The 24,700-nt window shown below is 69.4% G+C and carries 18 protein-coding genes; 6 read left to right on the top strand and 12 right to left on the bottom strand.

All coding sequences use genetic code 11. The features are described from left to right. Positions 1 to 40 precede the first annotated feature (40 nt). On the bottom strand, positions 41 to 1,015 hold the full coding sequence (locus ACFQVD_RS36895) for a cyclase family protein (protein WP_343965854.1): 975 nt from the start codon (positions 1,013 to 1,015) through the stop codon (positions 41 to 43). Positions 1,016 to 1,033: 18 nt separating this feature from the next. Further along, entirely contained in the window at positions 1,034 to 1,897 is an 864-nt protein-coding gene (locus ACFQVD_RS36890; RefSeq protein WP_343965852.1) for a carbon-nitrogen hydrolase family protein, read from the bottom strand. 153 nt (positions 1,898 to 2,050) lie between these two features. Between ACFQVD_RS36890 and ACFQVD_RS36885 the strand changes: the two genes are divergently transcribed. The 4 genes from ACFQVD_RS36885 (at position 2,051) to ACFQVD_RS36870 (ending at position 7,640) form a co-directional block, all read left to right on the top strand. Next, positions 2,051 to 2,806 (top strand): SDR family NAD(P)-dependent oxidoreductase, encoded by a 756-nt coding sequence (locus ACFQVD_RS36885; protein ID WP_343965850.1) that lies wholly within the window; start codon positions 2,051 to 2,053, stop codon positions 2,804 to 2,806. A gap of 28 nt (positions 2,807 to 2,834) precedes the next feature. Beyond that, positions 2,835 to 3,881 carry an ABC transporter permease gene (locus ACFQVD_RS36880; RefSeq protein ID WP_343965847.1) on the top strand — a complete coding sequence of 349 codons (1,047 nt, stop codon included), beginning with the start codon at positions 2,835 to 2,837 and terminating at the stop codon, positions 3,879 to 3,881. A 25-nt stretch (positions 3,882 to 3,906) separates the two neighbouring features. After that, positions 3,907 to 5,076: a substrate-binding domain-containing protein gene (locus ACFQVD_RS36875; RefSeq protein ID WP_343965845.1), complete on the top strand. Its 1,170-nt coding sequence runs from the start codon at positions 3,907 to 3,909 to the stop codon at positions 5,074 to 5,076. A gap of 71 nt (positions 5,077 to 5,147) precedes the next feature. After that, on the top strand, positions 5,148 to 7,640 hold the full coding sequence (locus ACFQVD_RS36870) for an ATP-binding cassette domain-containing protein (protein ID WP_343965843.1): 2,493 nt from the start codon (positions 5,148 to 5,150) through the stop codon (positions 7,638 to 7,640). A gap of 97 nt (positions 7,641 to 7,737) precedes the next feature. Here the strand turns inward: ACFQVD_RS36870 and ACFQVD_RS36865 are convergent, their stop codons facing one another. Next, entirely contained in the window at positions 7,738 to 8,778 is a 1,041-nt protein-coding gene (locus tag ACFQVD_RS36865; RefSeq protein WP_343965841.1) for a metallophosphoesterase family protein, read from the bottom strand. A 199-nt stretch (positions 8,779 to 8,977) separates the two neighbouring features. Between ACFQVD_RS36865 and ACFQVD_RS36860 the strand changes: the two genes are divergently transcribed. Then, positions 8,978 to 9,988 carry a lytic transglycosylase domain-containing protein gene (locus ACFQVD_RS36860; RefSeq protein WP_343965839.1) on the top strand — a complete coding sequence of 337 codons (1,011 nt, stop codon included), beginning with the start codon at positions 8,978 to 8,980 and terminating at the stop codon, positions 9,986 to 9,988. Positions 9,989 to 10,166: 178 nt separating this feature from the next. Here ACFQVD_RS36860 and ACFQVD_RS36855 read toward each other — a convergent pair whose 3' ends face one another. The 4 genes from ACFQVD_RS36855 to ACFQVD_RS36840 all read right to left on the bottom strand — a co-directional run bounded on the left by ACFQVD_RS36855 (position 10,167) and on the right by ACFQVD_RS36840 (position 14,629). Beyond that, positions 10,167 to 10,799: a hypothetical protein gene (locus ACFQVD_RS36855; RefSeq protein ID WP_343965838.1), complete on the bottom strand. Its 633-nt coding sequence runs from the start codon at positions 10,797 to 10,799 to the stop codon at positions 10,167 to 10,169. 517 nt (positions 10,800 to 11,316) lie between these two features. Next, entirely contained in the window at positions 11,317 to 12,882 is a 1,566-nt protein-coding gene (locus ACFQVD_RS36850; RefSeq protein ID WP_343965835.1) for a GMC oxidoreductase, read from the bottom strand. Positions 12,883 to 13,046: 164 nt separating this feature from the next. Continuing rightward, entirely contained in the window at positions 13,047 to 13,541 is a 495-nt protein-coding gene (locus ACFQVD_RS36845) for a carboxymuconolactone decarboxylase family protein (protein ID WP_343965832.1), read from the bottom strand. Then, complete coding sequence (locus ACFQVD_RS36840) at positions 13,538 to 14,629, bottom strand: NAD(P)H-dependent amine dehydrogenase family protein (protein ID WP_343965829.1); 1,092 nt, start codon at positions 14,627 to 14,629, stop codon at positions 13,538 to 13,540. The genes ACFQVD_RS36845 and ACFQVD_RS36840 overlap by 4 nt, the downstream gene beginning before the upstream one ends. Positions 14,630 to 15,007: 378 nt before the next feature. Here ACFQVD_RS36840 and ACFQVD_RS36835 point away from each other — a divergent pair, with 378 nt between their 5' ends. Continuing rightward, entirely contained in the window at positions 15,008 to 18,655 is a 3,648-nt protein-coding gene (locus tag ACFQVD_RS36835) for a CARDB domain-containing protein (RefSeq protein ID WP_343965827.1), read from the top strand. Positions 18,656 to 18,755: 100 nt separating this feature from the next. On the opposite strand, the gene ACFQVD_RS36830 is transcribed toward ACFQVD_RS36835, so the two are convergent. From ACFQVD_RS36830 to ACFQVD_RS36810, 5 genes are all read right to left on the bottom strand, one after another. After that, entirely contained in the window at positions 18,756 to 19,433 is a 678-nt protein-coding gene (locus tag ACFQVD_RS36830; RefSeq protein WP_343965912.1) for a response regulator transcription factor, read from the bottom strand. Positions 19,434 to 19,435: 2 nt separating this feature from the next. Next, positions 19,436 to 20,641 (bottom strand): sensor histidine kinase, encoded by a 1,206-nt coding sequence (locus tag ACFQVD_RS36825; protein WP_343965825.1) that lies wholly within the window; start codon positions 20,639 to 20,641, stop codon positions 19,436 to 19,438. 301 nt (positions 20,642 to 20,942) lie between these two features. Then, positions 20,943 to 21,524: a sarcosine oxidase subunit gamma gene (locus tag ACFQVD_RS36820; RefSeq protein ID WP_343965823.1), complete on the bottom strand. Its 582-nt coding sequence runs from the start codon at positions 21,522 to 21,524 to the stop codon at positions 20,943 to 20,945. Further along, the gene (locus ACFQVD_RS36815) at positions 21,514 to 24,408 is read right to left on the bottom strand and encodes a sarcosine oxidase subunit alpha family protein (protein WP_343965821.1); all 2,895 of its coding nucleotides are present in this window, start codon (positions 24,406 to 24,408) and stop codon (positions 21,514 to 21,516) included. The genes ACFQVD_RS36820 and ACFQVD_RS36815 overlap by 11 nt, the downstream gene beginning before the upstream one ends. Next, a complete protein-coding gene (locus tag ACFQVD_RS36810; RefSeq protein WP_343965819.1) occupies positions 24,405 to 24,686 on the bottom strand; it encodes a sarcosine oxidase subunit delta in 282 nt (93 codons plus the stop codon). The genes ACFQVD_RS36815 and ACFQVD_RS36810 overlap by 4 nt, the downstream gene beginning before the upstream one ends. Between the last annotated feature and the right edge of the window lie 14 nt (positions 24,687 to 24,700).

Genomic DNA, 24,700 nt, shown 5'->3' with positions numbered 1-24,700 from the left:
CCTCCGGGGGTCAATCCGATCAGGGAAGAATGGGGCCGCGTCAGGGGCGGAACGGCATGGCCAGCGGGCGCATCGGGGCGCCGGTCGCGCCGCGCAGTTTCATGGCGGCGGCCACGAAGGCGAACTCGTGGAGCCGCTCGGCCGAGATCTGCTCGCAGTCGACCACCTCCATGATGGGGATGCCCGCCTCCCCCAGCAGATAGGTGTGGACGACCTGCCAGTTCTCCTCGTCCGCGGCGGGCATCTGCTCCAGGGCGAGGGTGTCGCCGCCGATGACCGACGCGCCCAGGTGGGCGAGGAACCGCGCCCCTTCCAGGTTCAGGCCGGGGCTGTTGTCGATGTAGGCGTCGATCTTCGGCCACGCGCGCATCCGGCCGGTGCGCACCAGCGCCACGTCACCCGGCCGGAACTCGACGTTCTGGCGTCGCATGGCCTCGCGCAGATCGTCCTCGCCGATCCCGTGGTTGTCCGGGAGCACATCGACGCCGTGCAGCGCGGCGATGTCGAACAGGACCCCGCGGGCGATGATGGGCGGGATCTTGTCGGCGCCGCACTTGGTCCAGTGCCGGGAGGTGATGTGCTCCTCCGCGGAGAACCCGTTCCAGATCTGGCCGTTGTACCCGAAGTGGTTGAGGGTGTCGATGTGCGTCCCGCAGTGGGTGTACATCGAGATCGCGTCGCCCGAGTAGGAGACCAGTTCGTTCTGCGCGCGGCCCATTCCGGTGATGTCGTCCAGGACGGTGCCGGCGGGCGTGTGCGTCATCCACTGCTGGAAGCCCGGGTCGCCGGCCTTGGTCCACGAGGGCATCCCGACGAAGTAGTCGACCGACAGGTCGATGACGCTGCCGCCGTCCGCCCGCCGCAGCACCTCGCGTGACGCCTCGGGGGTGAGCAGGTTCAGCATGCCGATCTCGTCGTCGGGACCGAATGGGCTACGGGTGACCTCGCGGAACTTCGCGCAGTACGCCGCGATCCTGTTCCTGGTCGCCTCACTGATGAGTGCCGGCCCGCACATGTGGTGTCCGCCTTCCTGTTACCGGTCCGGGGTCACCGGACGGGTGATCTCGCCGTACATCTCGGGGCGCCGCCCGGAGAACACCGGGAGCTCGAACTCGCCCGGCCTGATGACCAGCCTCTTCGTCCGGGAATCCCGGAGGTCGATCGCCGCCCCGAACAGCCCTTCCTGCTCCCCCGCGTCCACCAGCACCGCCCCGGAGGGGGCGATGATCTGGCTCCTGCCGATGAAGCGGGTTCCGGACTCGGAGTCGGCGCGGTCCGCGACCGCGAGATGGACCAGGTTCTCCAGGGCGCGTACCCGGACCATGTGGTCGGCGAGGATGTCCGCCCCCTCCGGCCAGTTGGTGGGCATCGCGATGACGTCGGCGCCCTGCAGCCCGAGCTCGCGGGCGGATTCGGGGAAGCGCAGGTCGAAGCAGATCATCACGCCGACCCGGCCGAAGGGGGTGTCGACCACCCGTGGCGCCGCGTCGGCGCCCGGGTCGACGAAGCGGTCCGCGCCCAGGTAGGGCAGGTGCTGCTTGCGGTACCTGCCGATGATCCCGGTGGGTCCGAGCACCAGGGCGGTGTTGTGGACGCGTCCGTCCGCCTCCTCCAGCAGGCCCACCACCGCGTGGATGGAGTGCTCGCGGCAGGCGTCCACGATGCGGCCGATCCTCGGGTCCCCCGCGCTGATCGCGGCGGCGTGCGTCTCGGCCCGGGAGCCGAGCAGGTACCCGGTGAGCACGCATTCCGGGAAGACCACCAGTCGCTGCCCGGCCGCGGCGCCCTCTCGCAGGGTGTCGACGACCCGATCGACGTTCGCCGCCACATCGGTTCGGTCGACGCCGACCTGAGCCACGCCGATCCGGATGCCGGTTTCGGTATCTGCGCCGGGCAAAGTGCCACCCCTTGGGTCCGCCGTGAGTTGAATACGCCCCAGAGTGGCATGCAACATGTTGCACGTCAACGCAGTACTCGTCATTGACATGCAGCGTGCTGCATGCCAGTCTGGCCGACCAAATCGGACATTGTGCTTGAGAGGGATTGAGTCGTGCCGGAAGTAGTGATCCTCAGTGGTGCCGGAGGCGGGATCGGCGCCGCGACGGCGCGCGAATGCGCGGCAGCCGGCGCGTCCGTCCTGCTCACGGATCAGCGGGTCGATCTGGTCGAGCGGCTCGCGGCCGAACTCCGCGCCGACGGGGCCGACGCCGTGGCACACGGGCTGGACGTCACCGACGAGGAGGCGGTCGCCGATGCGGTACGGGCCGCCGTCGACCGGTGGGGCCGGGTCGACGGGCTGGTGAACTGCGCCGCCACGATCGTGGCGAAACCGCTGGTCGACACCACTCTCGACGACTGGAACCGGGTCATGACCATCAACGCGACCGGGACCTTCCTGCTGTGCAAGCACGTGGTGACCGCGATGCTCGCCCAGCGGACCCCCGGGTCGATCGTCAACCTCTCCTCGATCTCCGGGACGGTCGGCCTGCCCAACCAGCCCGCGTACTGCGCCTCCAAGGGAGCGGTGCTGCAGCTTTCCCGCCAGATCGCCGTCGACTACGCCGCCTCGGGGATCAGGTGCAACGTGGTCAGCCCCGGCTCGGTGGCCACCGAGCAGCTGGCCACCTACCTGCGGTCCCAGCCCGACCCCGAAGCCGCCCGGCAGAGCCTCATCGCCGGCCATCCGATCGCGCGCCTGGCGGATCCGCACGAGGTGGCCAAGGTGGTCACCTTCCTGCTGAGCTCCGCCGCCGGCTTCATGACCGGCGCGGACGTGGCCGTCGACGGCGGCTACACCGCCATCTGAGCACGGATTCCCAGGAAGGGACTCGGAAATGTCTCGGCATACGACCTTGCCTCCGGCCAAGCGCGCCGGTCCTGGTGGGCTGCTCGACCTGCGCCGCCTCCGGGGCGGCCGGTTCTCCTCGATCTGGCTGATCACGCTGCTGCTCTTCGCCGTCAGCCCGCTGATCTCACCCGGCAGCCTCTCCGGATCCGCCGTACTGTCGATGCTGCCGTTCGCGGCGGTGATGGCGATCGCCGCGCTCGGGCAGACCCTCGTCGTCTCGCACGGCGGCATCGATCTGTCGGTGCCCGGCGGAATGGCGCTGGCCGCCGTGCTGGCCACCAAGCTGCCCGCGGTGTCGGGCGTCCCGATCTGGGCGGCCGTCGCGCTCGGGCTGGTCGCGGGCGCGCTGGGCGGACTGGTCATCGGCATCGCCGTGGTCCGGCTCTCCATCGCGGCGTTCGTGGCCTCGCTCGCGGTGAACTCGATCCTCATCGGTGTGGTCCTGCAGGTCTCCAAGGGTTTCCCCGCGTCGGCCGGCCCCGCGCTGAGCGCGTTCGCGGTCGGCTCGGTGGCCGGCGTCCCCAACCTGCTGCTGGTCGCGGTCGTGGTGATCGGCCTCGCGCACTGGGGCATCCGGCACACGGTGCTCGGCCGGCGCTTCATCGCGGTCGGCGCCGGACGGCCCGCGGCGCGGCTGCTCGGCCTGCCCACCGGCTCCTACGAGGTGGGCGCCTACGTGGTGGCCGGAATCTGCTACTCGCTGGCCGGAATCCTGCTGGCCGGTTACCTGCGCACCCCGGACATCCTGCTCGGCGACACCTACCTGCTCCCCACCATCGCGGCCGTCGTCCTCGGCGGCAGCCTGCTGTCCGGCGGCATCACCAACCTGGCCGCCACCGCCGTCGCCGCGCTGTTCCTCACCCAGCTGAACCAGGTGGTCCTCGCCGCCGGCGCCTCCACCGCCACCCAGCTCCTGGTCCAGGCCGGCGTGCTGGCGCTCAGCGTGGTGGCCCGCGGGGTGCCCTGGAACTCCGTCCGCGCGCGGCTGCGAGGCCGCTCCCTCAAACCCGCTTCCACCCTGTCCTCGCCCTAGAGGCCTCCCCCAACAGGAGATCGCAATGTCCCTCACCAAAACCCGCCTGCGGGCCCGTCAGTCGGTCGCCGTCCTGGCCCTCGCCGCCCTCGGCGCGGCGGGCTGCGCCGGCGGCCCCGGTGAACCGGCCGCCGCCAACGGCGGTGTCGAGGCCGTCTACAACGACGCGGCCCGGACCGGAGACGTCTCCGCCCTCCGTCCCATGACGGACTTCTGCGGCACCAAGCCGGTGAAGGTCGCCCTGGCCGACGGCACCGGCGACAACGCCTTCCGCAAGACGGCCCGTGCCGAGTTCGAGGACGAGGCGAGCAAGTGTCCCAACATCACACTGCTGCCGTACGCCGACGGCCAGAACAACCCGCAGAAGGCGATCAGCGACGTCAAGGCCCTGGTCGCCCAGGGCGTGGAGGCGCTGGTGGTCTTCCCCGACGCCGGTGAGGCGCTGCTGCCCACCCTGCGTGAGGCGTACAAGGCGGGCGTGCAGGTGGTGCCGTGGACGGCCAACCCCGGCGGCAAGCCGGGTACGGACTACACCACGTTCGTCGGCCACAACACGGTCAACGACGGCGTGACCTGGACCCGCTGGATGTGCGAGGCGCTCGGCGCCAAGGGCGGCAACGTGGTCTTCCTCGGCGGTACGCCGGGCAACACCCAGAGCCTCACCGAGATGGTCGGCATCGAGAAGGAGCTCAAGGAGAACGCCGGCTGCTCGGCCGTCAAGCTGCTGAACGACCCGGGCAAGCCGATCGACACCAACTGGAACCCCGCCCAGATGCAGAAGGTCGTCTCCGGGTTGCTCACCAAGTACCCCACCATCGACGGCGTGATCACCGACTCCGGTGACGCCTCCCTCGGCGGCATTCGCGCCTTCCTGCAGGCAGGCCGGCCGCTGCCGCTGTGGACCGCCAACGACCTCAACGGCTTCGCCTGCGCCTGGAAGGACAACTCGGACAAGCAGCCGAACTTCCAGACCGTGACCGTGTCCTCGCGTACCTGGATCATCCGTCTCGCGCTGCGCAAGGCCGTCGCCGCGCACCAGGGGATCAAGAACGACGAGCCGGAGATCATCAACATCCCGATCTTCGAGAACACGCTCGACACGTCGAAGGCCCCCAAGTGTGACCCCTCCCTTCCCGCCAGCGCGATCCTGTCCTCCGAGCTCACGCCGGAGCAGCTCAAGCGGGCCTACAGCTGATCACTCGTTGTCTTCCGCCGGGCACGCGCCCGGCGGAACGCACTGAGCCGGAGTAAGGAGTGATCCTTCGCATGGTCGAATCGACCGCTGGACTGGTTCTCCGTGGAGTGACCAAACGCTTCCCCGGCGTCGTCGCGCTCGACGGGGTCGACTTTCAGGCGCACCCGGGCGAGGTGCACGCCCTGGTCGGCGGGAACGGCGCCGGAAAGTCCACGCTCATGGCGGTGGCCTCCGGTGCGCTGGCACCCGACGCGGGCACCGTCGAGATCTCGGGCTCGCCGATGCGGCAGTCGTCCCCGATCGCCGCCCGGGAGCAGGGCCTGGCCATCGCCTTCCAGCATCCGGCGCTTCTGCCCGATCTCACGGTCACCGAGAACCTCCTGCTGAGCGTGCCGAAACGGCTCCGCCCGTCCTTCGGCGACGCCCAGGACTGGGCCAGGGAGAAACTGCTGCCCATGGGGATGGACATCGACCCGGCCGCCGCGGCCGGCCGGTTGACCCTCGCGGAGAAGCAGGCCGTCGAGATCTGCGGAGCCCTCGCCTGTGAGCCCAGCGTCCTGATCCTCGACGAGCCCACCGAGCCGTTCATGGTGGCCGAGATCGAGAGGCTGTTCGAGCAGATCAGAAAACTCGCCGCCGACGGGATGGCGGTGGTCTACATCAGCCACCGGCTGCCCGACGTGATGGCACTGTCCGACCGTCTCACCGTGCTGCGCGACGGGCAGATCCGCGGCACCTTCCTGGCCTCGGAGGTGACCGAGGAGGAGATCGTCACCCGCATCGCGGGACGGGAGATCGACGCGCTGTTCCCGCCGCGCCCCTCCTCGGTCGGCGACGTCGTGATGGAGGTCCGTGACCTGCGCTCGGACCGGCTCCACGGGATCACCACCACGCTGGCCCGCAACGAGGTCCTCGGCCTCGCCGGGGTGGAGGGCAACGGGCAGCGCGAGTTCATCCGCGCGCTGGGCGGAGCCGACCCGGTCACCGGCGGCACCGTCACCGTCGACGGCCGGGCCGTCGAACTCGGCAGCCCCCGCCGCACCCGGCGGGCCGGGGTGGTGCTCATGCCCCAGGAACGGCATGTCGAGGGCGTCGCCACCGTACTGTCGGTCAGGGAGAACCTGGGCGTCGCCGCCACCGGCAGGACCGCGGTCGCCGGAGTGGTGCGAGGCTCGGCGGAGAACGCGATCGTGGCCGAGGAGATCAGAGAACTCGGCATCAAGGTGGCCTCACCCGACTCCGCCGTCGATCACCTGTCCGGCGGCAACCAGCAGAAGGTGGTGCTCGGCCGGTCGCTGCTCTCCGCGCCCAAGGTGCTGCTCTGCGACGAGCCCACCCAGGGCATCGACGTCGGCGTCCGCTCCGACATCTACCACCGGCTCCGCTCCACCGCCGACTCCGGGACACCGGTGGTGGTGCTCAGCTCCGACAACGTCGAGCTCGCCGGACTCTGCGACCGGGTGCTGGTCTTCTCCCGGGGGGAGGTCGTCCGCGAGCTGACCGGGGACCGGATCTCCGAGCACGCCATCACCGAGGCGTCCCTCACCGCCGCGACCTCGGCACGGAGCGCCGAGGCCACCGGACGGGCACGGGGCACCGGCCTGCTCGGCGGGTTCCGCAGGCTGCTCTCCAGCGAGCAGGCGCCCAGCGCGTTCCTCGCCGTCGCGATCGTGCTGCTGGCCGCGGTGAGCGCGACCCGGAGCGACCGCTTCCTGTCCGAGTTCAACATCGCCAGCATGCTGGGGCTGCTGGCCCCCGTGCTCTTCCTCGCCGCGGGCCAGCTCATCGTCATGCTCACCGGAGGCATCGACCTGTCGGTCGGCCCGCTGAGCGGGACCCTCGTGGTCATCGCGTCGTTCTACGTCCTCGACGGGTACGGCACCGGATGGTGGATCCTGGGCTTCCTGCTGATGATCCTCGCGGCGACCGGCGTGGGACTGACCAACGGCATGCTGGTGAGATTCGCCCGGGTGACACCGGTGGTCGCGACGCTGGTGACCTACACCGCGCTGCAGGGACTCTCCCTGGTCATGCGGGACTCGCCCGGAGGCTCGATCTCCACCGCCGTCACCGAGGCGCTCGGCGCGCGCATCGGCCCCATCCCGTACGCGGTGATCGTCGGCGCCGGTGTCCTGGTCGCGCTGGAGGTGATGTCCAGGCGCTCCATGACGGGGCTCCGGCTGCGCGGGGCTGGCTCGTCCGAGCAGGCGGCGCGCAAGCGCGGAATCCCGGTGGCCCGCGTGCACCTCGTGGTCTACCTGGCCAGCGCGCTGTTCACCGTGGTCGGCGCCCTGCTGCTGATGGCACAGATCGGCGTGGGCGACCCGACCGCGGGCGTCAGCTACACGATGGCCAGCATCACCGCGGTCGTGCTCGGCGGCGCCTCGATCTTCGGGGGCCGGGGCAGCTTCGTCGGCGTCCTGTTCGGCGTCGTCCTGCTGCAGGTCATCCAGAACGCCACGGTGTTCCTCGGCCTCTCGCAGTCATGGCAGTACTGGATGCTCGGCCTGATGGCCCTGGGCGCGACGGCGGTGTACTCGCAGGTCCGCACATCGCGGGCCTAGGCACCGTCCGAATGAGGCGGGCCGGGTCGCGGCGCTCGCGGAGACCCGCGTCGCGACCCGGCGGACGGCCGTCCCTCCGCTCGGGGACTACGCGACCTCAGGTGGGCGGTTCGGGCAGGACCAGCCCCAACGCGGCTGCCAGGTCGATCGTTCTGCCGGGTGTCGAGCACCGCCTGGCCAGGCCTGCCTGGTCGAGCCGGCCGTCACGGGCTTGGAACAGGTACTTCGCGGCGGGATGCCGGCGCAGTTCGTCCATGGTGAGCTCGCCGGCGACATGATGCGCCGCGGCCACCAGGGCGGGAAGCGACGACCGCAGATCCGCGGCCCACTTCTCGACCGTCTCCAGCCAGCCGCGTACGGCGGCGTCGGGCACCGAGCCGGCCACCGGGTCGGCCACCGGGTCGGCCACCGGGGAGAATCGCACGATCGCCTCGGCCAGCTCCTGCCAGGTGAGGTCACGCCAGGGCTTGGTCTTCAGGACGGGCAACTGCCACTGGCGCTTGGCGATCGACCAGTGATCCGCGTGCGCCCGCACCGAGTGGACCGTGAATCCCGGCACGCACAGCGCGGTCAGGTTCCAGCCGTGGCAGGCACCGGTGTCCAGGCCGAAGATCCTGCCGTCGCGGATCATCGGCTCACGCCCGGTCACGTGATGGCCGAACACGACCGGCTTGGCGTCGGTGTAGTGGTCGTGCCAGTGACCGTCCGGGAAGAGCTCGGTGAGCTCTCGCCGGCCGCCGGTCGAGCCGCAGAGGATCTCCTCCTTCTGGTCGGCCGGCGGAACCCCGGGCAGCATCGCGGCGTGCACGACCCGGACATGCTCGTTCTCGAAGTAGTAGGGCAGCGTCCGCATCCAGTGCACCGTTTCGGCGTAGCCGTCGCCCAGCTGCAAGCGCGTGATCTCCTGCGCGTAGGAGAAGATGCCGCGCACGTGCTTCCTCTCGTGGTTGCCCATGACCACGACCGAGTTCGGGCGCTCGCGGAAGAACCTGACCACCTCACCGGGCGCCGGGCCGCGGTCGACCAGATCGCCGACGCTGACCAGCAGGTCGTCCGGGCGGAGGTCGACTTTCTCCAGCAGTTCGAGCAGTTCGTCGAAGCAGCCGTGGATGTCGCCGACGATGACGGTACGTCGCACCCCGGCGATCCTAGGCAGGCGGCGGTCCGGCGTGCAAAGGGTTTCCTCCGCCGGCCGGTGTGATCACCGGTCCTCACCTGCGACACCGGCCCCAACGCCGACCGACCGGGCGCGTCCCGGATCCCGATCTCAAGCGCTCGTACCCCCAACGGCGAACATGTCCTCCCGGACGGATCGCCGCTCGGGTACGTTGAGGCCGATGAGAGATCAGCGCGCGGTGGTCGCACGGTCCCGGCCGAACGAGGAGACGGTGCCCGCGACGAGCCTGTGGACAGGCCGGTGGCGCGGGAGGCCGGTGGCCGCGGCGCTCGTGGGGCTGGCCGTCGCGCTCTCCGGCTGCGCCGGCTCGTCGGGTGCCGCCTCCTCGGTCGCTCCCCGGCGGACAGCCCCGAGCGAGACGGTTCCGAGCGAGGCCGCTCCGGAGCCGTCGGCGACGCCACGGCCCGCCCTGCCCGATCCGAAGGCGGCGATTCCCAAGGACCCCGCGAAGCTGGCCCGTTCCCTGACCGGCACCGTCGCGGAGCTTCGACGCGCCACCGACGACTGGATCCGCGACGGGGACCCCGGCAAGGGGCTGCCCCCCGAGCCGGTGGTGCTGCTGGCCCTGCAGCAGCAGCGCCTCTACCGCCATCTCGCCCGCAACCCGGAGGTCGCGTCCCGCACCTACGCCAAGCTGTCGAAGTCCCTGGCCGCGCAGGCGAAGGACAACGTGACGGCCATCCGGAACCTGCTCTCCCTGGTCCACCCCATCAGCGGGTCGGCGAAGTTCCGCGTCCAGCCGGCCAAGCCCGCCGATGTCCTGCTCGGTCACTTCAAGTACGCCGAGCGCCGGTTCGGCGTCGACTGGGAGATCCTGGCGGCGGTGATGTTCGTCGAGACCAAGTTCGGCCGGGTACGGTCACCGAGCCACACCGGGGCCAAGGGGCCCATGCAGTTCATGCCGGGCACCTGGGCCGCCTACGGGATGGGCGGCGACATCCAGGACACCCGGGACGCCCTGCTCGCCGCGGCCAACTACCTGCGTGCCTCGGGGGCACCGCGCGACTACCGGCGCGCGCTGTACGCCTACAACCACTCCTGGGCGTACGTCGACGCGGTGCAACTGCACGCCCGCCAGATCAAGCGCGACATCAGGAACTACTACGCGTACTACAACTGGCAGGTCTACGTGGTGACCACCAACGGCGACCGCCGCCTCACCGGCCCCTGACCGGCGCACGAGTTCAAGCGTGTCCGTGCTCTGTCTGCGGTGACCGCGTGTTGGCAGGTTCGGCGACGGCCGACCGAGCCCAGATAACGACGCTCCCCTGCCCTGCCGCCGTCCGGGACCTTGCCGGGAAAACACGTAGCCAATGGCTGTGCCCTGATGTGGGTCTGCCGCCCAACCTCTACCGGTCATACGATCGCCGGTCGCGTACCTTGACGAAGTCTGTACCGTTCAGAGCGGTGTGCCACAGAGAACGCCCTGCCGGCCGCAAGCGCCTCGACCCTTGCCAGCCCGCAGTCTCGATCTTGACACGCCCGACACCGGCCGCCATCTCCAGGGCAGGCTCCATGTCGGTGTCATGAGAAGCCAAGATGACTATGTCGTACTGACCGAATTGAGCAAGCTGGACCAACTCCAGGGCAACCATGACATCGATGCCCTTCTCCCGCGCCCGTTCGATACAGGTGGGGTGTCCCCAGTTGGACGGATACCGCAGCGGGCGATAGGTCACGTGCACGCGCGCGTCCCGGGTCCACTCAGCTCTCTGCCTCTGGGTCACACTGTAGAGAACCGGCTCCTTGGCGTTGCTGGGAGAACCTCTGAAGACATGAACCTTAGCCAGCGACACAGACTTTGGGGCGGGATGGGTCTGGAGTCCGGCTCGCACCTCAAGAACCCGCTCGGCGAAGGCCAGAGGGCTCACGAGGGTGTCTCTGGCAGGTGTCCCATGCGGGGCGAACAGGCCCCCGGCCGTGAGATGGATGTTCTGATAATCGATCACCATGCACGCCGAGAGGGTCGCTTCGCTCGCCATCGAGCACCTCACACAAAAAAGGCCCGCCAGTTCCGGAGAACGGCGGGCAGCAACGGAATGAGCATAAGCCGCTTCAGCACGTGACCGCAACACGTCCGCGCCAAGTGTAAGTCAAGCCTCACCAATGCGTAGCGTTACCAGCCATCATCTTTTTGTCATGCTTCGCAGCTCCGAAGAGACCCATGTCGGGATTCTGGGAGCTCACGCTTTCTCCTCCACCGCCCCGCCCCGGCAGCTTCGAACACATCCGAACCAGCCCCAACGCCGCCCTCTGCTTAAAGGTGCTCCACGGGAAACCCTTGATGCGGGAGTCACCGCACCGGGAGGTCCCCATCTCATCGCGCCGCCACCGGGCCCGATGACCACTACGGCAGGCTGTCCTTGCCCTCAAGCTTGACGGTCCCGAAACAGGTCGGCAGCGGGGCGGATTCCTCGGAGGCGGGGGGCGACTGTGCGCGTCCCGCAGGGGAAGGGTCGGCCACACGCGCCCGTGGCCAACCGCATCATCAAATCATCCCTACAGGTCGGTAGCGATGATCTTCTCGATGTTCCGTTCGGCGAGGGCCGTGATGGTGACGAACGGGTTGACGCTGGTGTTGCCCGGGATCAGTGAGCCGTCGATGACGTACAGGCCCGGGTAGGCGGTGAGACGACCGTAGTTGTCCGTGGCCTTGTTCAACACCGCGCCACCGAGGGGGTGATACGTCAAAGTGTCGTTCCAGACCTTGTAGACGCCGAAGAGGTCGGTCCGATAGATCGTCCCCTCCTTGGAGTTGATCTTGTCGAAGATGGTCTTGGCCATGTCGATCGACGGCTGCTTCCAGGCGAGCTGCCAGTTCAGGTCGACCTTGCCGGTGGCGGCGTTCCAGGTGAACTGGGCCCGGTTCGGGTTCTTGGTGATCGACAGGTACAGCGAGGCGTAGGTCTCGATCCCGGTGGGTATCGGGGCGACCTCGGCGAACGCGCCGCCGGCGTCCCAGTTGTCGATGCCGGAGCAGGGGATGGTCGACTGGAGGCTGCCGGTCGGGTCCCACAGGTGGTTGGCCCGGCCGCACATGACGTTGCCGTTGTCGCCCCAGCCCTTGCCGATCTCGTTGTTCAGGTTGGGCAGCGCGCCGGTGGCCTTCAGCCTGACCAGCAGCTTGCTGGTGCCCACGCTGCCCGCGGCGAAGAACACCCGGTCCGCGGTCACGGTCTTGGTGGTCGCGACGCCACCGGTGGTGTTGAGCTGGTCGATGACCACCGTGTAGCCGCCACCGGCCGCCGGGGAGACCGAGGTGACCTGGTGCAGCGCCGAGACGGTGACCCTGCCGGTGGCCTTGGCCTGGGCGATGTAGGTCTTCTGCAGTGACTTCTTGCCGTGGTTGTTGCCGTAGAGGATCTCGCCGGCCAGTGCCGACTTGGTGACGGTTCCGGCCGCCTCCTGCTTCATGTAGTCCCAGTCGTACACGTCGGGCACGAAGACGAACGGGAAGCCGGAACGCTGGGCCTGCTTGCGGCCGACTCGGGAGTACTGGTAGCAGGCGGTGGAGTCGAACCAGGCCGGGTCGATGGTGCCGACGCCGAGCCCGGCGTTGGCGCGCGGGTAGTAGGTGTTGTACATCTCGTCGGCGTTCACCGACGGCAGGATCGCGGCGAAGTTCTCCCGCTTGGGGGTGACCGCCATGCCGCCGTTGACCAGCGAGCCGCCGCCGACGCCGCGACCCTGGTAGACGGTGATGCCGCCGAACTCCTCGGCGTCCAGGATGCCGGTGTAGCGGGAGATGTCCCGGTCGATCGGGAAGCCGAGGAAGAAGTTGAGGGGTGCCTTGGTCCTGGTGCGGAGCCAGTAGGAGCGCTGGTCGGGCGAGGTCGTGTTGCAGAAGATCTTTCCGTCGGAGCCGGGGGTGTCCCAGGCCATGCCCATCTCGATCATGTGCACGTCGACGCCCGCCTGGGCGAGGCGCAGGGCGGCGACGGAGCCGCCGTAGCCGGTGCCGACCACCAGGGCCGGGACACGGGCCCCGTCGGCGATCGGAGCGGCTGCGCGTGCGGCTTTTAGCTGGGCTGCTGCGGCGGGAGTCGCGAGGGCCGCGACTCCCAAGATAGAACCGGTTCCAGCGATGAATCCACGGCGCGAGATGCCTTCGGAACCTGTTCTACGCGAGGCTTTGTCACTCATGTGATTTTCCTCACTCTTGACGTATTAGAACAAGTTCTACATGTTTCCCGGATGTTAATCCACCGCGTACCAGCAAGTAACTTGTGTCAGGTCGAGGGCGACCTGCCGCTGGGCAGCACGCACACGGTGTCGAGGCCGAGCACGTGGTTGAGCCGGCCGAACGCCAGCCAGGAACCGATGCTCATGCTCAGCTCCACGATCTCCAGTTGGCTGTAGTGCGCGGTCATCCGGGTCCAGAACTCGTCGTCTAGGCCGTGGTGGTCCAGGGCGTACCGCTCGGCGTACTCGGCGGCCAGCCGGGTGCGGTCGTCGAAGGCGTCGGTGGTACGCCACTCGGTCACCGCGTCGGCGAACTCCTCCTCGACCTTCTGCCCGTCCCGTTCGGTCCGCCAGTCGAGGCAGAAGACGCACCCGTTGATCTGCGCGATCCGCAGCCGGGCGGCCTCGAACTCACGGAGTCCGAGGGTCGTGTGGGCGTACACCGCCATCGAGAACTTCGAGGCGGCGACCCCGATGCCGGGGACCATCTCCCCCCACACGTAGCCGATCGCGTCCTTGCCCTCGGGGATGTCGATGTTCACGGTTCTCTCCTTCCGAGCTTGCCGACGAGTTTGCCGACCGCCGGGCGCAGCGGGACGTCGAGCGCGTCGTAGAGTCCGGGTGCCGCGTCCACCAGCCAGTCGATGGCGCTCACCAGCCGGCCGACCGCGGTGGCGTTCCCGCCCGCCGACCGGTTGCCGCCCTCGTCGGTGGCCTCGACCGTGACCTCGATGCGCGGCCGGCCCTCGATGACGACCCGGTGGGCTCCGACGCCGTCGGGCGGCATCGGCCAGTCCTGGGCGCAGGAGGCGTGGATGCGGGTGACGTGCTCGATGACGATGCGGGGTTCGCCCTCGACGATGCCCTGCACCTCGAACCGGACCGCGCCCTGGGTGCCGGCCTCGAACTCGCCCATCGTCGCGGTGCTCACCGTGGCGTCGAGCGCGCGCCGGTCCAGGGTCTCACGGATCTCGTCGAGCTCGACGCCCAGCGCCCTGGCCATCAGCCGTATCTGCCCGCCCCAGACCATGGTCGGGACCGTCGGCGCGGTCATCGGCGGTTCGTAGTCCATCGGCTGGCCCATGCCGACCAGGTAGCGGACCGAGTCGGGCTGGTCGTAGGTGGAGTAGTCGAAGATCTCCTGGCAGCGGATCACGTCCACGACGGTGCCGAGTCCGCTGATCAGCAGGGGCAGTACGTCGTTGCCCCAGCCGGGGTCGACGCCGGAGACGAAGAGCGAGCCGCCGCCGTCCGCGATGGCGGCCAGCACCGGCTCGCGCAGCTCCGGCGGGGCGCCCCGCTGGTCGTAGAGCGCGTACAGCGAGGGGGTGACGACCACCGCTCCGGCCCGGATCGCCCTGATGATGTCGGCGAGGGCCTCGTCGGGGCGGATGTCGCCGGACGCCGCGTACACCACGGCGTGCGGGCCGCCGGCCAGCACCGCGTCGATGTCGTCGGTGGCGGCGATTCCCAGCTTGTGGCCGAGGTCGCCGAGGTCGCCCGCGTCGCGGCCGACCTTGTCGGGGTTGTGGACGAGCACTGCCGCGAGTTTCAGCGCCGGATGGGCCTCGACGGCTCGAATGGCCGCGCGGCCGACGTTGCCGGTGCCCCAGACAATCGTGGAGAGCATGCGCGGAGAGTAGCAAGCGCTTGGTTAGGTGTATAGTGCCGCCGCCCTCTCCACAGCCGGCCGCCGCACGGCCGCGACGCGGGCGAGATCCCGGCGATCCCCCGGCCGGGCGTCAACCGGCCGTCCCGACCTTCTTCACACCCGCCGTCGGGCCAGTACGGAGAGCCGTTTTTCGCCCGTTGACGTGGTCGTAGCGCGTATGTAACCTTTGGCCAACACTACGCAAGAATCTTGCAAAGAAAAGTTCTTTTTCTCGCGGCTCTTCGCAACTTCAGGAATGCGCTGCGCCCATGCACCTGCCCCCCATCCGTGTGCGGTGAAGGCGCATGCCTTCACGCCTCGGCCCTGTCGTGCTCGACGAGAGATGGAAGAACGCGCATGAGAAAACCGTACGGACCGTTACGGCTGGTGGCGGCCATGCTGGCGACCACGGTCACCGCCGGCCTGCTCGTCGCGGGGTCGGTCGTGCCGGCCTCCGCCGCGGGCGGACCCAACCTGTCGCCGGGCAAGGCGACCCAGGCAGGCACTTCCATCGCCGAGTACCCGGTGTCCGCCATCAACGACGGCGATCAGAACACCTACTGGGAGAGCGCGAACAACAGCTTCCCGCAGTGGGCGCGGATCGACCTCGGCACCGCCACGAGCGTCGACCAGATCGTGCTGAAGGTGCCCGCCCCGGCCGCCTGGCAGACCCGCACCCAGACCCTCTCGATCCAGGGCAGCACCGACGGCATCGGCTACAGCACGGTGGTGGCCTCGGCGAACCACACGTTCGACCCGGCGACCGGTAACAAGGTCACGATCGACTTCAACGCCGCGACCTACCGGTACTGGCGCGTCAACGTCACCGCCAACACCGGCTGGCCCGCCGCGCAGATCTCCGAGTTCGAGATCTACGCCGCCGCCGGCGGCGGCGACACCGAGAAGCCGTCGGCCCCCGGAAACCTCGCCTTCACCCAGCCGGTCCCCGGCCAGATCAAGCTGACCTGGAACGCCTCGACCGACAACGTGGGCGTCACCGGGTACGACATCTACGCGGGCGGCCAGCTCCGGGGCAGCGTCGGCAACGTGCTGACCTACACCGACGACCAACCGGCATCGGCGACCGTGACGTACTTCGTGCGAGCCAGGGACGCGGCGGGCAACGTCTCGGTGAACAGCAACACGGTGACCCGCAACGGCACCGGCGATCCCGGTTCGAACCTGGCCGTCGGCAAGGAGATGGTCGAGTCCGGCCATGTGCACACGTTCGTCGCGGCCAACGCCAACGACAACAGCACGGCCACCTACTGGGAGGGCAACGCCGGTTACCCGAACACGCTGGCGGTCAAGCTCGGCGCCAACGCGAGCGTCGGCTCGGTCGTGCTGAAGCTGAACCCGGACGCCGCGTGGGGCACCCGTACCCAGAACATCCAGGTCCTGGGCCGGGAGCAGAACGCCACGGGCTACACCAACCTGGTGTCGGCGCAGAACTACACGTTCAACCCGGCCTCCGGTGGCAACACGGTGACGATCGGCGTCAACGCCACCGTCGCCGACGTCCAGTTGAGGTTCAACGGCAACACCGGCGCACCGGCCGGACAGGTCGCCGAGTTCCAGGTCATCGGCGTCCCCGCGCCGAACCCCGACCTGACGGTCTCGGCTCTCGGCTGGTCCCCGAACGCGCCGATCGAGACCAACGCGATCACGCTGACCGGCACGGTGCGCAACATCGGCACCGCCGCCTCCGGCGCGACCAATGTCAACTTCTACCTCGGCGGCACGCTGGCCGGCACCGCTCCGGTCGCCGCTCTCGCGGCCGGCGCCCAGGCCACGGTGACCGCGAACATCGGCACCCGCGGCGCGGCGACCTATCAGGTCAGTGCCAGGGTGGACGAGCCGAACACGGTCTTCGAGCAGAACGAGGGCAACAACGCCTTCACCGCGGCGTCCCCGCTGGTGGTCACCGAGGCTCCCGGGCCCGACCTGCAGGTCCTCGGCATCGGCTCCAACCCGCCGAACCCGGCGGTCGGCGCGGCGGTCACCTTCACCGTGTCGGTGAAGAACCGCGGGAACACCGCGACGGGTGCGACCACGGTCACCCGGCTGACGGTGGGCGGCACCACGCTCAACACCAACACCCCGTCGATCGCCGCGGGCGCGACGGTCAACGTGGCCGTCGGCGGCGGCTGGACCGCCACCGCCGGCGGTGCCACCATCACCGCCACCGCCGACGCGACCAACGTCGTCGCCGAGACCAACGAGACCAACAACGCGTTCTCCCAGGCGATCGTGGTCGGGCGCGGGGCGGCGGTTCCGTGGGTCGAGTACGAGGCCGAGGCCGCCAGGTACCAGGGCACCCTGCTGACGGCCGACCCGCTGCGCACCTTCGGGCACACCAACTTCGCCACCGAGTCCTCGGGGCGGCAGTCGGTACGGCTGAACAGCACGGGACAGTTCGTCGAGTTCACCTCGACCAACTCCGCCAACTCGATCGTGGTACGCAACTCCATCCCCGACGCGCCGAACGGCGGTGGCATCGAGGCCACCATCAGCCTGTACGTCAACGACACCTTCGCCCGGAAGCTGACCCTCTCGTCGCGGCACAGCTGGCTGTACGGGAACAGCGACGGCCCGGAATCCCTGACGAACACCCCGCAGGCCGACGCCCGGCGGTTGTTCGACGAGTCGCACGCGCTGCTGTCGTCGACCTACCCGGCAGGCACCAGGTTCCGGTTGCAGCGCGACGCGACCGACACGGCCTCGTTCTACATCATCGACCTGATCGACCTGGAGCAGGTGGCACCGGCGGCGAGCCGACCGGCCGGTTGCACCTCGATCACGGCGTACGGCGCGGTGCCCAACGACGGGCTCGACGACACGGCCGCCATCCAGCGGGCGGTGACGGACGACCAGAACGGGGTCATCGACTGCGTGTGGATCCCGGAGGGACAGTGGCGGCAGGAGAAGAAGATCCTCACCGACGACCCGCTGAACCGGGGTCAGTTCAACCAGGTGGGCATCAGCGACGTCACGATCCGCGGAGCGGGGATGTGGCACTCCCAGCTGTACACCCTGACCGAGCCGCACCTGGCGACCGGCGGCATCAACCACCCGCACGAGGGCAACTTCGGCTTCGACATCGACGACAACGTCCAGATCTCCGACATCGCCATCTTCGGCTCGGGCCGCATTCGCGGCGGCGACGGCAACGCCGAGGGCGGGGTGGGGCTGAACGGGCGGTTCGGCAAGAACACCAAGATCTCCAACGTGTGGATCGAGCACGCCAACGTGGGCGTCTGGGTCGGCCGTGACTACGACAACATCCCGGATCTGTGGGGGCCCGCCGACGGGCTGGACTTCAGCGGCATGCGCATCCGCAACACCTACGCCGACGGCATCAACTTCAGCAACGGCACGCGGAACTCGCGGGTGTTCAACTCGTCGTTCCGCACCACCGGCGACGACTCCCTGGCGGTCTGGGCCAACCGGTACGTCAAGGACCCGGCGGTGGACATCGCACACGACAACCGGTTCGTCAACAACACCATCCAGCTGCCCTGGCGGGCGACCGGCATCGCGATCTACGGCGGCTACGGCAACAAGATCGAGAACAACCTGGTCTACGACACCATGAACTACCCGGGCATCATGCTGGCGACCGACCACGACCCGCTGCCCTTCTCCGGGCAGACCCTGGTGGCCAACAACGCGCTCTACCGGTGCGGCGGCGTCTTCTGGAACGAGGACCAGGAGTTCGGGGCCATCACGCTCTTCGCGGCGAACCGGGACATCACCGGTGTCACCATCCGGGACACCGACATCCACGACTCGACCTACGACGGCATCCAGTTCAAGACGGGGGGCGGCAACATGCCGGGCGTCGCGGTCACCAACGTGCGGATCGACAGGTCCAACAACGGCGCCGGCATCCTGGCGATGAGTGGCGCCCGCGGCAGCGCGACGCTGACGAACGTCACCATCACCAACTCGGCCAAGGGCGACATCGTGAAGGAACCGGGGTCGAGCTTCGTGATCACCCCCTAGTCCTCCCGCGCCTGAGAACGACCGGCCATGCTGGACACCCGCATGGCCGGTCGTACCGGTTCCAGGCCGAGGTACGGCGCCGGAACGGCACCGCCGCGATTCAGCCCGCGGGCCGGCGCGAGGTGACCAGGCCGCAGTCGTAGGCGGTGGCGACGACATGGGCGCGGCTGGACAGGCCGAGCTTGCTCATCGCGCGGTTGAGGTGGGTTTTCACGGTGGCCTGGCTCAGGCACAGCTTCTGGGCGATGTCATGGTTGGACAGCGTCTGGCCGACCAGGGTGAAGATCTCAAGCTCGCGGGCGGTCAGCGCGAAAAGCTGGGACACGTCACGATCGGGCACCGCGGGCGGGGCGGGTGTGAACGCCTCGATCAATCGCTGGGTACTGGTGGGCGACAGCAGGACGTCCCCGGCCGCGACGGTGTGAATGGCGGACAGGAGGCGCTTGGCCGGGGTCTGCTTGAGCAGGAAACCGGAGGCTCCGGCGCGCAGCGCTTGGTAGACGTACTCATCGATGTCGAAAGTGGTCAGAATGAGTATCTGCGGGGTACTGGACGCGCTGCCGTCGGCCAGGATGCGCTTGGTCGCGGCGATGCCGTCCATGCCGGGCATGCGGATGTCCATCAGGATCACATCCGGGTGGGTGGCGGCGGCGCACTGGACGGCCTCGTGACCGTCCGAGGCCTCACCGACTACTTCAAGGTCCGGGGCGGCGCGCAGGAGGGCGGTCAGTCCGGCCCGGATGAGTTCCTGATCGTCGGCTACCAGCACCTTGATCATCGTCACCTCTCGCTGGTTGGAGTGGCGGGCTCCCGACCGGGACGGGTGAGCAGGGGAAGGGTCACCACGACCTGGAATCCGCCCGTGGGGCGAGGACCGGTGGTGATCGTGCCCTGGTACAGCTTGACTCGCTCGGTCATGCCGATCAATCCCTGGCCTGGTGTGTTATGGATCACTTCGACCGGTTGGTCGATACCGAGACGGCCGTCGTCGCACACCTGTAGCGTCAGGACGCCCGCACCATAGGTGAAGGTCACCCGCACCCGGGTGGGGGCGGCGTGCTTGACGACGTTTGTCAGGCATTCCTGGATGATCCGATAGACGCACAGATCCAGCCTCTGCAGCAGGGGCTTCTCCTCGCCGATCACGACCACCTCCACCGTCACGCCGGCCGTGCGCACCCGCTCGATCAGCGTTCCCAGGTCCCCCAGTCCGGGCGTCACGCCGTAGTGCGCCTCCCGTTCGTCGTCGGCCCCGATTCGCAGGATCAACAGCAGCAGTCGCATCTCGTCCAGGGCCTCACGGGTGGTGTCCGCGATGGTGGCCAGTGCCGTGCCGGCGGTGGCCCGATCGGTCGACAGCACGTACTGGCCCAGCTCGGCCTGGACCGCGACCACCGACAGATGATGGGCGACCACGTCGTGCAGTTCGCGGGCGATCCGCGTTCGCTCCTGAGCCACCGCCAGCCGGGCCTTGTTCTCCTGCTCGTCACGCAACTGCCTGGTCAGTTCGGTGAGCCGCCGGTTGCTCTCGATGACCATTCGGGTGGCGCTGCCGAAAGCCCAGGTGAAGCCGACGGCCATCAGCGGCCACACGACGGCCATCCAGAACTTGGTGCCCGGGAACGCCATCGAGGAGCACCACCACAGGCCGAAGGTGAGCACCGCCCCCGCCAATGACACCGCCACCGGCCGCTGGACGGCCACGGTGTACAGCACCAGCAGCGTTCCCATCTTGTTCACCTGGGAGTGGTAGCCGAGTACCAGATGAATCAGGGACATCGCACACGAGAACACCAGCACCGTGCACGGCATCCGCCGTCGCAGGGCCAACGGCAGGTTCACCGCGAGGGTCAGTGCGAGCGACAGGCCGTCCGGCGGGCGCGTCCCATACCTGGTGTCGCTGAGTTCCCACATCCACATGACGGCGGACAACACCACCGCGATCACAGTGTCGACGAGCAGTGGATGCGCTGTGAGAAGTCTCAACCAAGATGTCCTCGCATAGCTGTACATCAGCGCATGCTAGTCATGTTCCCGCTACCTGACACCCCCCTTTCCTGTCATATACCGCAGGAGGTGTACAAGGCATAACGCGGCAGGTGTAGCAGCGAATAAACCTTGCGCGGTATGTGGCGGATATGCAACTCGGGTAGCTTTTCAGGGAGAGTTTCACTCCGCCGAAAATTACGGCGATCCTCTCTTTACGGAGGCAGAGAGGATCGCCGCCGAAATCCATTCATGACCATAATCAAGACCACTGCGGAGCGGAGCCGATGCCTTTGCCGTCTCAGCGCACCTCGGGGGAGGCGAACTCGGTCATCGCGTCGAGCAGCCACCGGGCGACGTAGTCGGCGAAGGAGGAGCGGGGCAGGATCAGGTACGTCGAGGGACCGGACTGCCAGAGCAGCACGGGCACCGGTCCGAGCGTGGTCGTCACCGCGTCGCCGGGGCCGAACGACCGGGGATGCAGGTCGGCGGGGCAGCCCTTCTCCAGCACCTGACGCGCCGCGGCCCCGCTGAGCTCAAGGATCGTCCGGTTCGCCGACACGTCGACCACCGTGCCGGAATCACCCGCCAGTGCCAGGGCGAGGTCCGCCACCAGCGGGCCGGGGTCGGCCGACGAGACCACGAGCCATTCGTCCGGGCCCAGCCATAGGGCGGTGTGCGCTCCCGCCCGAGTGGTGTCCGCGACCCGCTCCGGCAGGCCGCCCCCCAGGGCCGCCCCGATCCGGTCGAAGGCCGCGGATCCGGGTACCACCCGGACGGAGATCATGGTCAGGAACGGCAGCTCCCGCAGTGACCCGCCCCGGGCGGCGCGCATCCGGTCCTCCAGATGCGCCAGCGGGCTCCGCCGCAGTTCAGCCGTCACGCCTGCTCCCCTCCGGGTCGTACAGCACGGGTCCGGTGACCTCGACCTCGACCGGGGAGTCGCCCACGCAGGCGATGAGGGTCTCCCCGATCCGATCCCGGCCGCCGGCGACGAGAGCGAGGGCGAACGGCCGGCCGAGCGCCTCGCTGTGGTAGCTGGAGGTGACGTGCCCGAGCATCGGGACGGGTCCCTGCTCCGGGGTGACCGGCGTGTCCGGCGCGATGATCTGCGTGCCCTCGGGCAGCCGGGTCACCCGGTCGGCCGGCAGCAGGCCGACCAGGTGCCTGCGGTCGGCCCGCGCGGTGTCCGCCCTGGTGTAGGAGCGGTTGCCGATGAAGTCCTTGCGTTTCGAGACCACCCAGTCCAGGCCGGCGTCCTGCGGCGTGACGGTCCCGTCGGTGTCCTGCCCGACGATGGGGTAACCCTTCTCCGCGCGGAGCACGTGCATCGTCTCGGTGCCGTAGGGCGTGATGTCGAGGTCCGCTCCGGCGGCGTACACCTGCTCCCAGACGGCGAGGCCGTACCAGCCCGACACGTTGATCTCGTAGGCGAGCTCGCCGGAGAAGGAGATCCGGCAGATCCTGGCGGGCACGCCGGAGGCCAGCGTGGTCTCGCGGAAGGTCATGAACGGGAACGCCTCGGCCGAGACGTCCAGGTCCGGGGCCACCCGCGCGACCACCTGCCGCGATCTCGGGCCCACCACCGCGATCGTCGTCCACTGCTCGGTCACCGAGGTGCAGTACACGTCCAGTTCGGGCCACTCGGTCTGCAACCACTCCTCAAGCCAGTCGAGGACACCGGCCGCACCGCCGGTGGTGGTGGTGAGCAGGAAGCGGTTCTCGTCGAGGCGCAGGTTCACACCGTCGTCCAGGATCATGCCGTCGGGCCTGCACATGACCCCGTACCTGGCGGAGCCGACCGGCAGTCTCCGGTGGGCGTTGGTGTAGACGCGGTCCAGGAACTCGCCCGCGTCGGCGCCGCAGACCTCGATCTTGCCCAGCGTGGAGGCGTCCATCATGGCGACGCCCCGCCGGGCGGCCCGGCTCTCGCGGGCGACCGCCGCGTCGATGTCCTCACCGTCCCTCGGGAAGTACCGGGGGCGCAGCCACTGCCCGACGATCTCGAACCTGGCGCCGTGCGCGACGTGCCAGGGGTGGATCGGGGTGGTCCGTTCGGGGTCGAGGAGGTCGCCCCGCTCGCGCCCGGCGAGGGCCGCGAAGGAGACCGGGGTGTACGGCGCCCGGTAGGACGTCGTGCCGATCTCTCCGGGGGTCGCGCCGAGGGCGGTGGCGATCACGCCGATCGCGTTGACGGCGGAGGTCCTGCCCTGGTCGTGCGCGGTGCCGATCGAGGTGTAGCGCTTCACGTGCTCGATGCCGCGCAGGCCCGCGCCGGTCGCCCGCCAGACGTCGGCGACGGTCTGGTCGCGCTGCAGGTCGACGAAGTGCTCGTGCCAGTCGGCCGGCCCGCCGGTCCGCCCCGGCACCAGCCAGAGCTGCCGGACCGGCCCGTACTCGCCGGTGGCCGCCCGCCCCACCGGGGCCTCGGCCTCGATCGGGAACCCGGCGGCCACGGCGGCCGCGACCCCGGCCTCGGTGCCCTCCTCAAGGCAGCCGCCGAGGTCGAAGGTGCCCCGGGCCGAACCGGCCACCTGCTGGTCGCGGACGGTCCCCTCGGGTACGAAGGCCGCGAGCACGTCGTCCCAGCGCAGCCCGCCCTGCCGCTGACTGTGCAGGTGTACGACCGGGCTCCAGCCGCCGGAGACGGCGAGCAGGTCACACGCGATGGCCTCGACATCGGCCTCGACGTCGCCGCCGAGCAGTCCGTCCTCGTCCAGCGCGCCGACCAGGACGCCGCCGACCCGCGGGGCGCCGGTCGTCTCGACGACCGCGCTGCCCGGCACGACACGCACTCCGGTCCCGGCGACCTCGGCCGCGCGCGGCGACAGGGCGGGACGGGCGTCGATCACGGCCGCCACCTCGACACCGGCCGCGACCAGGTCGGTCACCGTGTCGTACGCGCTGTCGTTGGTGGTGCTCACCACGGCGCGGGAGCAGGGCGCCACCGCGTACCGGTTGAGGTAGCCGCGCACGGCCGAGGCCAGGAGGACCCCGGGGCGGTCGTTGCCCGCGAAGACCAGCGGGCGCTCGTGCGCACCGGTGGCGATCACGACCCGCGCCGCCCGGATGTGCCAGACCCGCTGGCGGGACACGCCCTCGGGAGCCGGGTGACCGAGATGGTCGGTGCGGTGCTGGACCGCGACCACGTAGTTGTCGTCGTAGCTGCCGAAGGCGGTGGTACGGCTGAGCACCCTCGCCTCGGGGGCGGATTCGAGTTCGGCCACCACCTCGCGCACCCAGTCCAGCGCGGGCGAGCCGTTCACCGTCTCCTGGCGGCAGGAGAGCAGCGATCCCCCCGGCTCGGACTGCTCGTCGAGCAGGATCACCCGGGCGCCCGACCTGGCGGCGGCGGAGGCCGCGGCGAGCCCCGCCGGGCCGGCACCGATGACCAGGACGTCGGTGTGCGCGAACCTCTTGTCGTAGACGGCCTCGTCACCGGTGGGGTCGAGCCGGCCCAGGCCGGACAGCGTCCGCACGGCCAGCCCGTCGACGAGGGAGACCGTGGTGGCCGGGAGCATCGACTCCGAGCACCGCCCGAGGACCTCAAGCAGCGCGTTCGGCTCCTCGACACCGGCCGCCACGATGCCGCGCGGGCGCCCCCGGTAGATCGAGGGGGCGACGTCGAGCCTGCCCGCGGCCAGCATCGCCGAGGCGACGGTGTCACCTGGGTGGCCGGTCAGCTCCTGGCCGTCGACGGTGAGGCGGAGCACCGTGTCGCGGTCGATCCGGCCGCCGGACGGGAGCCGGTGGGGCTGGGCGCTCATCGCGATCCTTCCGGGCGGGGGTCGGTGGGCCGGTAGACGGCGAGCACCCGGTAGCTGGTGGTGTCCCGCACGACGTTGAACCAGCGGCGGCAGCCGGTGCTGTGCACCCAGCGTTCGGCGAAGGGGCCCTCGGGGTTGTCGCGGAAGAAGAGGTACTCGGCCCATTCCCGGTCGGTCAGGTCGGCCGGGGCCTGCGGGTAGCGGACGTGGGCCTGCCCGCCGTAGTGGTACTCGGTCTCGTCCCGCGGCCCGCACCAGGGACAGTTCAGCAGCAGCATGCGGCTCCTTCTGG

Source organism: Streptosporangium amethystogenes subsp. fukuiense, assembly GCF_042665875.1.
Classification (GTDB): Bacteria; Actinomycetota; Actinomycetes; order Streptosporangiales; family Streptosporangiaceae; genus Streptosporangium; species Streptosporangium fukuiense.
The sequence above is the reverse complement of the archived record's forward strand: the minus strand, read 5'-3'. Positions and strand labels throughout refer to the sequence as shown.